Annotated in this window: 11 protein-coding genes; 9 read left to right on the forward strand and 2 right to left on the reverse strand. The window is 61.5% G+C overall.

Annotated elements, in window-relative coordinates:
* Window positions 1–33 precede the first annotated feature (33 nt).
* Both HMPREF2605_RS02690 and HMPREF2605_RS02695 read left to right on the forward strand, forming a co-directional pair.
* Entirely contained in the window at window positions 34–4,032 is a 3,999-nt protein-coding gene (locus tag HMPREF2605_RS02690; RefSeq protein ID WP_070846835.1) for a DEAD/DEAH box helicase, read from the forward strand.
* Window positions 4,025–4,297 (forward strand): hypothetical protein, encoded by a 273-nt coding sequence (locus tag HMPREF2605_RS02695; protein WP_141762262.1) that lies wholly within the window; start codon window positions 4,025–4,027, stop codon window positions 4,295–4,297. Before HMPREF2605_RS02690 ends, HMPREF2605_RS02695 begins: the two co-directional genes overlap by 8 nt.
* A 91-nt stretch (window positions 4,298–4,388) precedes the next feature.
* Here the strand turns inward: HMPREF2605_RS02695 and HMPREF2605_RS02700 are convergent, their stop codons facing one another.
* The gene (locus HMPREF2605_RS02700; RefSeq protein ID WP_005505091.1) at window positions 4,389–4,574 is read right to left on the reverse strand and encodes an FmdB family zinc ribbon protein; all 186 of its coding nucleotides are present in this window, start codon (window positions 4,572–4,574) and stop codon (window positions 4,389–4,391) included.
* 240 nt (window positions 4,575–4,814) lie between these two features.
* Window positions 4,815–5,474 (reverse strand): 5-formyltetrahydrofolate cyclo-ligase, encoded by a 660-nt coding sequence (locus HMPREF2605_RS02705; RefSeq protein WP_246828152.1) that lies wholly within the window; start codon window positions 5,472–5,474, stop codon window positions 4,815–4,817.
* Between the two features lie 339 nt (window positions 5,475–5,813).
* Between HMPREF2605_RS02705 and galU the strand changes: the two genes are divergently transcribed.
* The 7 genes from galU (at window position 5,814) to HMPREF2605_RS02740 (ending at window position 13,821) form a co-directional block, all read left to right on the forward strand.
* Window positions 5,814–6,722 carry a UTP--glucose-1-phosphate uridylyltransferase GalU gene (galU, locus tag HMPREF2605_RS02710; RefSeq protein ID WP_005508447.1) on the forward strand — a complete coding sequence of 303 codons (909 nt, stop codon included), beginning with the start codon at window positions 5,814–5,816 and terminating at the stop codon, window positions 6,720–6,722.
* A 322-nt stretch (window positions 6,723–7,044) separates the two neighbouring features.
* Window positions 7,045–8,679: a hypothetical protein gene (locus HMPREF2605_RS02715; protein WP_070846837.1), complete on the forward strand. Its 1,635-nt coding sequence runs from the start codon at window positions 7,045–7,047 to the stop codon at window positions 8,677–8,679.
* A 422-nt stretch (window positions 8,680–9,101) separates the two neighbouring features.
* Complete coding sequence (locus HMPREF2605_RS02720) at window positions 9,102–9,602, forward strand: DedA family protein (protein WP_049341824.1); 501 nt, start codon at window positions 9,102–9,104, stop codon at window positions 9,600–9,602.
* Between the two features lie 96 nt (window positions 9,603–9,698).
* The gene (locus HMPREF2605_RS02725; RefSeq protein WP_141762263.1) at window positions 9,699–10,871 is read left to right on the forward strand and encodes a LysR substrate-binding domain-containing protein; all 1,173 of its coding nucleotides are present in this window, start codon (window positions 9,699–9,701) and stop codon (window positions 10,869–10,871) included.
* A 26-nt stretch (window positions 10,872–10,897) separates the two neighbouring features.
* On the forward strand, window positions 10,898–11,407 hold the full coding sequence (locus HMPREF2605_RS02730; RefSeq protein ID WP_005508451.1) for an NUDIX domain-containing protein: 510 nt from the start codon (window positions 10,898–10,900) through the stop codon (window positions 11,405–11,407).
* Window positions 11,407–12,591, forward strand: a complete 1,185-nt coding sequence (locus tag HMPREF2605_RS02735) for a glycine betaine ABC transporter substrate-binding protein (RefSeq protein WP_070846838.1) — start codon at window positions 11,407–11,409, stop codon at window positions 12,589–12,591. The genes HMPREF2605_RS02730 and HMPREF2605_RS02735 overlap by 1 nt, the downstream gene beginning before the upstream one ends.
* A 6-nt stretch (window positions 12,592–12,597) precedes the next feature.
* Window positions 12,598–13,821: a pyridoxal phosphate-dependent aminotransferase gene (locus tag HMPREF2605_RS02740; protein WP_070846839.1), complete on the forward strand. Its 1,224-nt coding sequence runs from the start codon at window positions 12,598–12,600 to the stop codon at window positions 13,819–13,821.
* Window positions 13,822–13,907: the final 86 nt, after the last annotated feature.

The following is a 13,907-nucleotide window of genomic DNA, read 5'->3' on the forward strand; positions in this document are numbered from 1 at the left end:
GCAGAGGACCCCGGAAGAACCACCATCTTCGGTGTGTACGCGCAAACGTACACCGCACTGACCCACAAGGACACTCACGACGTGAACCAGATTCCCGAGCCTACCGACGCGCAGCACGCACCCGGCACCCCGGCTGATACCGCTCAGCCCGCCGCCGCCGCGACCTCAGCAGAGGAAACCCCCGAAGTAGCCGACGAAATCAACATCGCCGAGCTGCCCGCACACCTGAACCCCGCCCACGAGGACTTCGACCCCTCGGCGGGGCTTGAGCGCTGGGCGGAACAGATGGACGTCTACACCGGCCCCGACGCGATGCTCGACTTTAATCAGGTCGACTACGTGCACATCGACCTGTCCGAGGCGAACCCCTCCGGTCTGGCACAGCTGCTCGCCGGACGTAAGACCCGCCTCTCCACGATTCTGCGCGACAAGTCGCAGCTGGAGGCGGGCATGCGCTCCGCACGCACCCTGCGCACCAAGATTTACGAGCTTGCCACCGACCACGGCCTGGACTCCGGCTACTTCGTGGCGGGTACCGCCTCCTGGCTGTCGCACGACACCCGCGAGGACGCCGCCGCCTACGAGAAGCGCTTCATCGCGCCGATCCTCATGGCGCCGCTGAGCATCACCCCGCACCCGAAGGATGACGACTTCGAGCTGCGCCTTGCCGGTTCCGCGCGTCTGAACCCTGCGATGGTTCGCCAGATCAAGCAGGAGTACGGCATCGACCTGGGCACCATGGACGTGGCGCAGCTGGCGAACTCCATGTCCCGCTTGGACCCCGAGCCGGTTATTGAGCGTATGCGCGCCTCCGCCGGTCGTATTCCGGGTATGACCATCGAGTCGAAGTACTTCATCTCGACCTTCGCTGACCTGAAGGAAAGCTTGGGCGAGCTGCCGCATACCGCCATCACTCCGCTGGTTCGTGACCTGGCGGCGTTGAAGGTTCCCGGCGTGAAGCCGCGTGAGCTCAACGCACACAATCTGCAGCAGCCTCTGGATCAGCGCGACCCGGCAGAGGAAATGCTCCTGCTGGACGCTGATGCGAACGCCCAGGAGATTATCGACACCGCGGTCAGCGGCTTCTCCTTCACTATCACTGCGGCACCCGGCACTGAGCCGCTGCGCACCGCCGTGAACATTGCTTCTGCACTGATGGGGCGCGGTAAGTCCGTGCTCGTCGTGGGCGAGAAGCGCTCTACCCTGGCTGAATTCTCTGCACTGCTCAAGCGTACCGGTATAGACGGCCTGCGCTACGACCTGCTTGCCGAGCACGATTCTGAGGCTCAGCGCGCCGAATTCATTCGCGCGATTGTGCGCAACGAGAGTGCCGAAGAACCGAACTCTGAGGACCTGAACGAAGAGCTCGTAGCGACCCGCGCCGCCCTGCTCGACCACACCCGCGCTCTGCTGAACAAGGACTCGAACTGGCAGATTTCCGTCTACTCGGCGCTACAGCGTCTGGCTGAGCTGACCGCCTCCGAGGACGGCCCGGCAACCCGCGTGCGTTTTGACCGCCCCATGCTCGACTCGCTCATGGAGCGTGAGCAGGTGCGCGCCGACCTGGTGCGCCTGGGCGAGATTGACGGTTTTGCGTCGGCTTCGCGTACCTCCCCGTGGTACCGTGCCCGCCTGGTCAATGACGAGGAAGCCGCCGAGGCGTACGCCCTGGTCATTACCCTCAAGTCCTCCCTGCTGAACCTGCGTGAAGCGATGAACCAGACCAGCGCCATGCTGGGCCTGCGCCGCGGCCGCACCATCTCTGAGTGGGAGTCGCAGCTGGCGATTCTGATGCGCATCCGCGAGACGCTCAAGCGTTTCCGTGCGGACGTGTATGACCGCCCGGTGACCGACCTGATCGCTGCGACCGCTTCGGGCGCGTGGCGCCGTGAGAACGGCATCGAGATGAGCAGTATGCAGCGTTCCCGCCTGCGCCGCGCGGCTAAGGAGTACATCCTGCCCGGCGTGAATATCGGTGACCTGCACGAGCAGCTGAAGATTGTTCAGGCGGAGCGTGCCGAGTGGATTCGCCACATTGAGGCGCCCCGCACCCCGCAGATTCCGGAGAACCTGGATCAGCTGGCTGCAGCCCTGAACTCCCTGGTGTCTGAGCTGGCGGGTCTGGGCATTGTTCTGACGGACACCATCGAGGGCACCGACTTCGTGCGCACCGACCTGGATGCTCTGGATGCGCGCCTGGACGCCCTCATGGCGGACCGTGTGCTGCTCATGACCCTGCCTGAGCGTGACGCCCTGACCCAGAAGCTGCGTGAACGCGGCCTGTCGGAGCTGCTCGATGACCTGTACGCGCGTCAGGTTCCGACCGAGGTTGTTTCCGCTGAGCTGGAGCTTGCCTGGTGGCAGTCTGCCCTGGAGTTCTTGCTGCAGCATCACGAGGGTAAGCTGCTGGATGGCGACCGCCTGCGCGATACGGAGTCCCGTTTCCGCCGTGCCGACTACGCCCACATGACCAGCGCCCCGGCGCGTCTGCTGGCGAAGATTGCGCGCGTATGGACCGAGCGTATTGAATCCGAGCACGACCAGGCGGCGTACCTGAAGAGCCAGCTGCGCGGCTACGAGTTCGTGCTCGAGGAACTGCTGACTCACGCCCCGGTCATGGCGCGTACCCTGCTACCGCTGTGGACTGCGAGCCCCTTCGCCCTGGCGCGTAAGGTTCCCGCCTCCATGCGTTTTGATACGGTGCTGCTACTGGATTCTGAATCGACCCCGCTGGCAGCGAACCTGCCGGCGATTACCCGCGCCGACCAGGTGATTGCGCTGGGCGACCCGCACTCGGGTTACCCCTCACCGTTCATCGTGTCCGCGCCGACTTTCGGTGCGCCCGAGCCGACCGACGAGCAGCTGGACAGCACCTTCGACGTGCTCGCTACCGTACTGCCCAACCGCACCCTGGCGATGCTGCACCGCAGCATGGACCCGGTGATTCTGGACTACCTGAACCGTGAATTCTACGGTTCGCAGCTGCATGCGGCTCCGGTGAGCCGCGCCTCCTCTCAGCCTGCCGGCTCTCTGACCGTTGAGTACATTGATACTCGCGGCAAGGTCAGCGATAACGCGAACCTGGATTCGCCCGGTGTTGAGGTGGAGCGCGTCACGAACCTGGTGCTCGAGCATGCGTACCGCACCCCGGACCGTTCGCTGGCGGTTGTGACGGCTAGCCCGAAGCACGCTCAGCGTGTGGCTGAGTCGGTGCGTCACGCCCTGAGCCTGTACCCGCAGCTGGCGCCGTTCTTTGCCGCCGGTGAGGAGTCGTTCCGCGTGGTCGACCTGACCCGTGCCGAGACCCTCGAGCGCGATACCGTGATTTTCTCCTTGGGTGTGGGCCGTGCCCGCCTGGGCCAGGCGTCGTACGATTTGGGGCAGCTGTCTGCTGAGCATGGTCGTCAGGGCTTTGTGGTGGCGTTGACTCGTGCCCGCCGTGCCCTGCGTATCGTTTCGTGCATTGACCCGTCGGAGCTGGATCCGCAGAAGCTGCATCATGGCGCGGTAGATTTCTACCACCTGTTGCGTGAGCATGCGGAACGTCAGGCGCGTGAAGAGGTGGAGGCGAAGGCACAGCGCGTACCCGAGACCCTGCCGCGTAACGCGTTCTTGGCGGCTGACGATGCGGACACCCCGGATCTGGGCGACTGGCTGCTCAACGATTTGGTGGCGCGCCTGCAGGCTCACGGTGTGCGTGTGACCCGCGGTGAGGGCGACATCGCTCTGATCGCGCACGCCCCGGAGAAGCTGGCTGCTGAGCCGGTGCCCGCGCTGGGTGTGGCTCCCGTGGTCTCTTCGAACCCGAGCGTTCCGGCGGCTATGCCGCTGGTGGCGTGCTCCGATGGCGAGCCGAACTATGCGCGCGCTTCGGTGCGTGAGCGTACCCGCCTGCTGCCGGAGCGTCTGAGCCGCACGGGCTGGAACTACATCACCCTGGGCACCCTGGAGGTGTTCGCCGATCCGGATGCTGTGGTGGCGCGCGTGCTGCACTACCTGGATATGGATGAGGGCGCTGAGGTTCGTGGCTAGTTATTCGTCAACGCCGAAGCCTCGCCGCGGGCACCGCCGTGTGAGCGGCGGCGGCTCGGTGAGCGGGGCTGAGCCTCTGCTGGTGGGTGTGACTACGCCTCCGGTTGTGGCTTCGGGTACCTCGTCTGCCGTGGGTGCTTCCGTGCAGAAGGCTGGTACCAAGAAAGCGGCTACTTCCGCGCAGCCTCTAACCCCGGAGGAGCGTGAGCGTCTGGAATGGATGCGTCAGCAGCGTCCTCCGCACTGGGGTAACAATATCGTGTAGTGTCTTCCCGCGGGGGAGTGCTTCTTAAACGCCGAGGGGCGGGGCAACCTGTGTTGCCCCGCCCCTCGTTTTGGCTGGTGTGGAACCCCGTTTAGGAGTTGCCCTTGTCGGTGCTGTAGAAGCCGGAACCCTTGAAGGTCACGCCGACGGTGTTGTAGCGCTTGCGCAGGGTTTCTTCGCCGCACTGCGGGCAGACGCGCAGTGCATCGTCGCTAAAGGACTGGCGCTGCTCAAAGACGTGGTTGCAATTCTTGCACTGGTAAACGTAGACCGGCATTTTGTCCTTCTGTATCCGTTTTCGCTGGGATGGTTTATTAACGTGGTTTGAGTGTACCGCTTTTGAAACGTTGGGAGCTATTTGCGTTTTCTTCTCAAAAAGCTATTTCTGGTTTCTTTTTGCCTTTTTCCTGGGTGATTTTGTGGGTGTGTCCCGCATATCTTTGTGCTTTTGCATAAAGATTCGGGGTGTCAATCAGGGGTGAAGCGGGTACGAGAGAATTGGGTACTTTTAGACCTGCTAACGGGTGCGGTAGATACCCTGCTCGGTGAGGATGACCGGCAGAATAGCATCCCACTGGTCGTAGGGGACAGCCTCGTAGATTTCGTCGCTGAAGACAATGCCGATGCTCCGGCCGGTGAGCTGCTGGTCGCTGAGCAGGGGGATAATCCGGTCGTAGTAGCCGCCTCCCTGACCGAGGCGGTGCCCGCCTGCATCAAAAGCAAGGGCGGGGATGAGACGCAGGTCGGCGTCAATGAATGCTTGCGTGTCTTGTTCTTCGCCTTCGGGTTCGGGGATGCCCATGGGGCTGAGCGGATGCTCAACGGTGGGGTCCCAGTGCACCCAGGCGAGTTTGCGACCGGGGCGTACGACGGGCACGAGGATGCGGTGTCCCTGCTCATGGAGAGCGTTTAGTGCTTGGACAATGGGCGGCTCAGATTTGGTGGGCAGATACGCCGCAATGGTACCGGGGGAGTGGACCCGCTGCGCAACCGCCTCGAGAATGTGGTGGGTGAAAAGGTCAGTCAGATGTTGCTGTCCGTGTTCGCCGCGGTGGCTGCGTGCGGTGAGGCGGCGCGGGCGGATTTGGGAGCGGAGAATGTCTTTGTCTAGGGAGATATCGTCTGCGCTGGCACCGGCGTCGGAGTTGCTGGTGGCGGGGGTTGTGTTGAGGTGCATGGTGTGTCCCATCGTCGTTGCGGGTCTTGTGTGAAGGGTTGGGGAGTGGCGCGTCCCGTAGGAAGTAAGGTGCGTTCACTCTATGCTGAGAGGTATCCGTGCGCAGGGTAAAACTGCCCTGGTGGGTGGTGAAAATTGACCTATATCTGCGGGGACGTGGATTCCACTTTTTAGTATAGGGTTTGAGAAAAATAGTGCTGAGTTCTGTGGGGTGCATTTTCTTTGCACACCGAAGAATGGGCCGCTGTGGATATGTAGTTAGTCACGTTGAAGATTTTTTCATGTCATAGTGTCTATAAATCGCCTTAAGTACTTTACAACTTAGGGTATTCTTGTGGCATGGCTACTGAAATTAAGTCTGTTACTAAGGCAGTTATTCCTGCTGCTGGTCTGGGCACCCGATTCCTGCCCGCAACGAAGGCAACCCCCAAGGAAATGCTCCCCGTCGTTGATCGCCCCGCGATTCAGTACGTGGTGGAGGAAGCAATCCGTGCCGGTCTGAACGACGTTCTGATGATTACCGGCCGTAACAAGCGCGCTCTCGAGGATCACTTCGACCGCGTTCCCGTTCTGGAGCAGCAGCTCGCTGAGCAGGGTAAGGACGCCCTACTCGCATCCGTGGTAGCTACCAATGAGATGGGTGGCGACCTGCACTACGTGCGTCAGGGCGACCCCAAGGGTCTGGGCCACGCTGTTCTGCGCGCAAAGCGCCACGTTGGTGACGAAGCATTCGCTGTTCTGCTCGGCGATGACCTGATTGACGAGAAGGAAGACCTGCTCGCTCGTATGGTGGAGGTCCAGGAGCGCACCGGCGGTTCTGTCGTTGCTCTGATGGAGGTTCCCCGCGAGGCTATTTCTGCTTACGGCGCAGCTGCTATTGAGGCTGTTGAGGGCGAAGACGGTTTCGTTAAGATTACCGGTCTGGTTGAGAAGCCTGCGGCTGATGAGGCTCCCTCGAACTACGCTGTGATCGGCCGTTACGTTCTGAGCCCGAAGGTCTTCGAAGTTCTGGAGAACACCGCTCCGGGCCGCGGCGGCGAGATTCAGCTGACCGACGCTCTGCAGACCCTGGCTCAGGGTGAGGGCGAAGGCGAAGGCGTCTACGGCGTGGTCTTCTCCGGCCGCCGTTTCGACACCGGTGACAAGCTGTCCTACCTGAAGGCAAACGTTATTCTTGCTGCTGAGCGCCCCGAGTTCGGTGACGACCTGCGCGCATGGCTGAAGGACTTTGTCGCAGAGAACTGCTAATTACTCTGCATCCGCTCTCTAAAGAGGGCAACCGATAAATACCAACCACGCTGAGGAAGGCGTTCTTTCCGGTGGGGCGTTTTAGCCCCAAGGGAGGGCGCCTTCCTTTGCGTCGTATGTGTCTATTATGTGCTTGGGGTGCTACTTGGGTGAGGGCCCAAGGCGTGCCTTGTGCAGGGACGCGACGACGTTGTAGTGTGCATATTCCTTCTGGGGTATATGTGCATATCCAGCCCGATTCTTGCCGCTTATGGAAAGCATTGGGAATATAAGGGTATGATTAAAGTCTAGGGATAAAGGGACGATAGAGGGCGACCTGAATATGACGCTTTTGAACACCTCCGGCGTGTTGGTAATTCTGACCGTGATTTTGCTGCTGTGGTTTGTGCCCAGGAGCCTGCGTCGCGCGCCCGCTGGCCCTGTCATGGAGCCTGAACGTCCCCTGATTAGTGCTGAGCGTACCGCGGAGGATATTCTCGCCTCCGCCGGTGTGCTGCTGAACGAGTCGGAGGCATACCAGTCCTCCGATCACGCGGTGGCACCGGGTACTTCTCTGCCGTCTTCTGCTCTTCCGCAGGTTTCTTCCCGTTCCTCCCACACGGTGGAGGAATCCGCCCAGCCTGCGCCCGATACGGCTTCTATTTCGCAGATTCGCGAATCTTCCCCGACTGCCCCGTACACGGACGAGATTCCGGTGGTGGAGGAGTCGAAGTCCTCGCCGCTGTCCTACTTTGATACTTCGAGCCCGAGCGGTATTGCCCTGCTGGTTGCTGCCGGTTTGGGCGTGCTTGCCCTGGTCACCGGCCTGTTGGCGCTCTTTGGTGTGCTGGCGTGGGGCTGGGCTGTTCTCTTGCTGATTCTTGCCGGCGGTGCATGGGCTGTGAGCCGTTTTGGTCTGCTGGAGTCTGTTGCTAACCAGGTCAAGGCGAGCCGCGATGCACGCCAAGCTAAGGCAGAAGATGATGAGGATGACGAAGCTGAGGACGAAGCCTACGAAGAGTCCGATGAACATGAAGAAGCCGGCGATGATGCTTCTGAGCCTGTAGAGGACTCGGCGGCTGAGGGTGTGGAGCCTGAAGTTGCTGAAGAGCCTGCACATCATGCTCGCCCCGCCACCCGTGAGGCTACTACCCGCAAGTCTATACACGGTGTGAACCGCGAGGCGGCACGTCCGAGCCGCGCGCACATCGCGGTGGAGTCCTCCGATGAGGCTCCCGAGGCGGCTCCTCGTGCGGAAGCGCCTGCTGCGGCACCTGCTCATTCTTCTCGTGCCGTACCTGCCCGTTCTGCCCGCGCGGCGGAGGCGCCCGTCGCACACCGTCAGGAGCGTCGCCAGCAGCAGCGTCCGAGCCGTTTCCAGCCGATTCGCCGTGGTAGCGTGCTCTTCGATCAGGAGAGCGGTTCCGCTACTTCCTCCGGTGCACCGCGTACTGCGGCACAGCCTCAGCGGGTAGCGCAGGCTCCGGTTGCTCCGAGCCAGCCTGTCCAGCCTCAGCCCGCACAGCCCGCTCAGGCACCCGTACAGGCTCCCGCCAAGCCGGTAGCAGCTCAGCCTGCACCAGCCACCCAGGCACCTGCACAGCCGGTAGTAGCTCCCGCACAGCAGCCGGCAATTCACCCGGATCAGCCGGTGGCTCGCCAGGCTCTGCGTGACGGTTCGCCCGTCCGCCAGGCACCTGCGGCACCTGCTACTCAGGCTCCCGCTCAGCCGATTCCCGAAGAGATTCCTCTGCCGGATGTCCTGGACGATTCCGAGTTCGATGCGCTGGATATCGCCTCGCTGAACGATTCGGTTCTTTCGACCGGTGCTACTGCGACCGGCGGTGTTCGTTCGACGAACCGTCACCCCGGTGCCGGCTCCTCCTTTGAGGCGGTTAGCAACACCTGGAACCCGGTTCAGCTGCCTAAGCCGCTGAGTGCACTGCACCGCCAGGACAAGAACCAGGGTAAGAAGTAGACTTTGCTCCAGACACGCATAAAACCCCGACAGTTCACACTGTCGGGGTTTTTGTATGCCTGGGGATGATTGGGAAGAAGTTAAAAAGAAAAGGAACCCCGTCCATGGGGTTCCTTTTCTAGCATCACACACAGGAAGAAAGTCTTCTAGACCGATTAGGAAGGCCTTCCCACAAGGCCTGCCCTATTCGGTAATAAAAATATATCCTAATTCCCGTGCGGGTGACAAGCTGAAAATAGCGACACCCTGTCAATAAACTAAGGTTGCCCTAAGTAAAATCCGCGCCATTGCAGGCGACAAGGGGCAATAACCCCCGGCTGAAAAAATTTAAAAAAATTTTCTGACCCCTCCAAAAGTCGAATAAGAAGCCTCAAAGAACCTTCAATCAGGTTAATATCGCCCACTCATGAGAGAATAGCCGGGTGAAAGATTGGTTTGACGCACTCCCGATTGAGGTTGCCCTAGCTTTCATGTGGGTGGTCGGAATCGTCCGCACCAGCATCGTGTACGCTCTTGGCGCGCTTGCTGCTGAAGGCGGTGCCCGCCTCGACCGCATCCGCAAAGCCATGGACAGCCCGCTCTACCGTAAAGCGCGCCGCTTGATTAATCGGTGGGGCGTTATTGCTGTGCCCCTCTGCTTTCTCACCGTGGGTCTGCAAACCGCGGTCATCATCACGACCGGCTTCACGAAAATGCCTCTGCGTCGCTGGGTTCCCGCGATGCTGGTTGGAACCTTCATGTGGGCGTGTATTTACACCACCATCGGCTTCGCAATTCTTGCGGCCCTCGGCCTGGAGCCGTGGATGTTCCCGCTCGCCCTTGCCATTGTTATCACGGTGCTGGTCATTGTGACTCAGCTGCGCGAACGCCGCATTAACCGCGAAACCGTTGAGAACACTGCGGATAACATCGCCGAGAACTAGTCCTACCTTCAGCGGGGGATAGGTGCACTATCTCGCCGGGTTGAGGCCACTCACCTACCCTCAATGCCCCCGCCCAAGATGTGCTAGCGTGGAGGGATGAGTTCATCCGCATCCTCCACCGCAGGCACCCCCGAAGAGCAGCCCGTCAACGACTCTGCCCTCACCGCAATCGACCCCGAGCAGAACGCGCCCGAAAACGCTACCGACCAGGTAGAAAGCGAAGCTCCCACCCGCGTGTACCTGCATCCCGAGCAGCTGGCGATGATCCAGACCCCGGAGGCTCTGCCCGTCCCCGTGCTGCAGCGCTCTGTGCTGCGCATTAGCTACGTGCCCGCGATTATGCCCGGCAAGTGGTTCAACCGCTGGCACGAGCGTTTCGGCGACCGTGTGCAGCTGGCGGAGGTACCCGTGCGTGAGGCGCGCGGCCTGGACTCCCTGCATCAGGACCTGTGCCTGATTGACCCTGCCCTCAACTCTGCGGAAGAAACTGCCCCCGAGGCGCCCGCCGAGGTTAGCGCTGAGGCTACCGAGCACGCCCCCATTGAGCGTAAGGACGTACCCGAGAACCCCTTCGCACACATGAGCATTGTGCGCCCCGACCGCGAACCGGCAAGCACCGACGGCGAAAAGTACCATAGCATCCGCCTCTACGAGGAGCTACCCGTGGTCATTCTGCCGGTGGACCATGTGCTCACCGTGCTTGATGAGGTGCCCGTGGAGGAGCTTGCTGAAGAGTTCCTGCTGCAGCCCGCCTCCGATATTCCCGCTTATGAGGAAGTCTCCCGCGCATGGCGTGAGAGTGCCGGTCGCATCGTGCCCGAGGGCCTGACCGATAAGGAAACCATCGAGCTGGTTGCCGCTGGTGTGGGTCTGTACATTGTGCCCATGTCCATTGCGCGTTTCTACCACCGCAAGGACCTCACCTACCGCCCCGTTGCGGGCCTGGACACCTACCCGGTGCACCTGGTCTGGCCGCGTGCCCCCAAGGGCGAGCCGCGCAGCGAAGAGCTCGAAGCGCTCCTGCAGGACTTCATCGGTATTGTGCGTGGCCGCACCGCAACCAGTGAGCGCGGTAGCGAAACCCGGCAGGCACGCGCCGAACGCATCGCCGCTGAAAAAGCAAAGGAAAAAGCGAAGGCACGAGCCGCCAACGCCCGCCGCGAAGCACGCGATAAAAAGCGCGCCAACGCCAAGAAAAACGGTAACGCGCGCCAGCACGCTCGACAGTCCGCCAAAGCCGCCAGCGCACGCCGCGGCAAGAAACGCTAACGAACGATAGACGGTAAAATCAAACCATGGCATTAGCAATGGAAACCCGACCCGCAGCCTACGCAGTGATCATTGAGCAGGGCAAGCTGCTCATGACCCGCTGGGTGCCCGAAGACCGCGCGCTCAGCCCCCTCTGGTCCCTGCCCGGCGGCGGCATGGAACCCGGCGAACAGGCCGACGAAACCGCGCTACGAGAGACCCTCGAAGAGACCGGTTACAGCGTCGCCATTGAAGACATTCTGGGCGTGCACGCCGGACACTTCCCCGTGCGCTCCACCCAGAAAGACCCGCAAGCGCTACCCTTCTGCGCCCTGCGGGTGGTTTTCCGTGCCCACATTGTCACCGGCGAACTGCGCCACGAAATCAACGGCTCCTCCGACACTGCACGCTGGGTACCCATCGCTGAGCTGGACACCATCCGCTACGGCACCCTCATCGACGAGGTAGCCTCCATGATGGGCTACTCCAACGCCGCTAGCTGGGCACGCGAATACCGCGAATTTCTTGCCGATGAAAACGCACGGAAGCTTCCCTAATGAACCGACTGACCCTCACCCGCCGTGCGGCTCTCACCTCCCTGGCGCTCATGCCGCTGCTCGCCGCCTGCGGCAACAATGACACGACCCCGCATGTGGACCCTTCCGCCTCCAGCTACGGTACCCTGCGTATCGGCTACGGCGCCCTGCGTGAGATGCGCGCCGTAGCGCACGTGTACGCACGCGCCCTGCGACAGGTCGGCTACACCGTCGAACTTGTTGACACCGACAACAGCCGCGCCGCCGCCCTGCGCGGGCTCATGGTTCCTTCGGCTAATTCTGCCACCCCTACCGCTACTCTGCCCGACGACGAGGCAACCGGTAGCACCACTGCCGCGGCCCTTGAATCGTTGGACCTTGTCATCGACTACAGTGGAGACCTGCTGCTCTACCTGACCGACGACGGCAAAATCAGCCCCGCCGCCGCACAGAACGAACGTATTGCCGCCTCCGTGACCGCCTCCGCTCAAGCGGCAGGCGTGACCCTGCCCCCGGCGGCCACCCCCACCACGGAGGAGAGCACCACCTCCGCACATGCTACGGACGGTACCGCAAGCCCCTCGGCAAGCTCCACCCGCTCCGCAGACCCCATCAACCTGCGCGCCATGAGCACCACCGACATGACCAACGCCATCTCGCGCATCCTGCCCGAAGAGCTCATGCTCCTCAACGGCGCTAACGCCACCAACAAGGATGTACTGGTCACCACCCGCGCCGTGAGCGCCCGCCACAAGCTCAACTCCCTCGCAAACCTGCGCGATGTGCAGTCTTCTTTGGCGTTCTCCATTCCGACCGGGTACTCCAGCGGCACCTACGGCGTGGATTCCCTGCGTAGCCTCTACCACTACCGCGTGCACGACCCGAAGATTCAGGACGACCCCGCCGAGCGCGTCAACGCCCTCACCGCAGACACCGTGCAGGTGACCCTGCTGCACAGCTGCGACTCGGCAATTGACGATAACCGCCTGGTCACCCTGGAAGACCCCTCGACGGCACTTTTGCAGCAGCAGCTGGTGCCCATTATCCGTCGTACCCTGCCAGATAGCGCCCGGACGGCAATTAACCGCGTATCATCTACATTAGACACGGGTAACCTCTCGTTCCTGTTGCGTCTGACTAGCGGTTCCAACCCCATCGCAGATGATGACGCAGCACAATTCATTTTGGATCACCCTAGAAAGTAAATCATCATGACGAAGTACCGTCAGTCCTCAAAGTTGAGCAACGTCCTGTACGACATCCGCGGCCCCATTCTGGATGAAGCCAATCGCATGGAGGCGATGGGCCACCGCATCCTCAAACTGAACATTGGTAACCCCGCCCCCTTCGGCTTTGAGGCGCCGGATGCCATCATGATGGACATCATTCGTCACCTGCCTGAAACCCAGGGCTACTCCGATTCCCGCGGCCTCTACTCGGCACGTACCGCCATTGTGCAGCACTACCAGAACCGCGGCATCATGAACCTCGACACCGACTCCATCTACCTGGGTAACGGTGTGTCTGAGCTGATCCCGATGACCCTGCAGGCACTCTGCGAGACCGGCGACGAAATCCTGGTCCCCATGCCCGACTACCCGCTGTGGACCGCATCCACCGCGCTGGTGGGCGGCAAGCCCGTGCACTACCTGTGCGACGAGGAAAACAACTGGTACCCGGACATCGAAGACATTAAGTCGAAGATTACCGAGCGCACCAAGGGCATTGTGGTCATTAACCCGAACAACCCGACCGGTGCCGTCTACCCGCGCTCGATTTTGAAGCAGATCGTGGACCTGGCACGCGAGCACGGTCTGGTTGTGTTCTCCGACGAAATCTACGAAAAGATTACCTACGATGGCGCAGAAGCCATCAACATGGCAACCCTCACCGGCGACGACGTGCTCTGCTTGACCTTCTCCGGCCTGTCCAAGGCATACCGCGTCTGCGGTTACCGCGCAGGCTGGGTCGCTATTACCGGCCCCAAGAAGGACGCAACGAGCTACCTGGAAGGCATCCACCTGCTTGCATCCATGCGCCTGTGCTCCAACGTTCCGGCACAGCACGCAATCCAGACTGCACTGGGCGGCTACCAGTCCATTAACGAGCTGATTGTCCCCGGCGGCCGCCTGTACGAGCAGCGCACCCTGGCGCACAAGATGCTCAACGAGATTGACGGCATCAGCTGCACCAGCGCGGACGGCGCTCTGTACCTGTTCCCGAAGATTGATGTTGAGCGCTTCGACATTACCGACGACGAGCAGTTCGCCCTGGATCTGCTGAAGAGCCAGAAGATTCTCTTCAGCCACGGCCGCGCGTTTAACTGGAAGGACCCGGACCACTTCCGTCTGGTGTTCCTGCCCGATACGCAGACCCTCACCAGCGCCCTGGAGCGCCTGGGTAACTTCATGGCTGACTACAAGCAGAAGCACTAGCGAGCTTTACGGCCGCCTCTGCTTTGCGAGAGACAGAAATAGCCTGCCCCGCAGTTCTGATGAGCTGCGGGGCAGGCTATTTTTCC

This window comes from Rothia sp. HMSC065C03 (assembly GCF_001837295.1).
Taxonomy (GTDB): domain Bacteria; phylum Actinomycetota; class Actinomycetes; order Actinomycetales; family Micrococcaceae; genus Rothia.

Excerpts from the sequence above, each read along its gene's own strand:
- HMPREF2605_RS02700 (WP_005505091.1), bottom strand. The coding sequence starts at position 4,574 with ATGCCGGTCTACGTTTACCAGTGCAAGAATTGCAACCACGTCTTTGAG.
- HMPREF2605_RS02705 (WP_246828152.1), bottom strand. The coding sequence starts at position 5,474 with ATGCACCTCAACACAACCCCCGCCACCAGCAACTCCGACGCCGGTGCC.
- galU (WP_005508447.1), top strand. The coding sequence starts at position 5,814 with ATGGCTACTGAAATTAAGTCTGTTACTAAGGCAGTTATTCCTGCTGCT.
- HMPREF2605_RS02715 (WP_070846837.1), top strand. The coding sequence starts at position 7,045 with ATGACGCTTTTGAACACCTCCGGCGTGTTGGTAATTCTGACCGTGATT.
- HMPREF2605_RS02725 (WP_141762263.1), top strand. The coding sequence starts at position 9,699 with ATGAGTTCATCCGCATCCTCCACCGCAGGCACCCCCGAAGAGCAGCCC.
- HMPREF2605_RS02730 (WP_005508451.1), top strand. The coding sequence starts at position 10,898 with ATGGCATTAGCAATGGAAACCCGACCCGCAGCCTACGCAGTGATCATT.
- HMPREF2605_RS02735 (WP_070846838.1), top strand. The coding sequence starts at position 11,407 with ATGAACCGACTGACCCTCACCCGCCGTGCGGCTCTCACCTCCCTGGCG.
- HMPREF2605_RS02740 (WP_070846839.1), top strand. The coding sequence starts at position 12,598 with ATGACGAAGTACCGTCAGTCCTCAAAGTTGAGCAACGTCCTGTACGAC.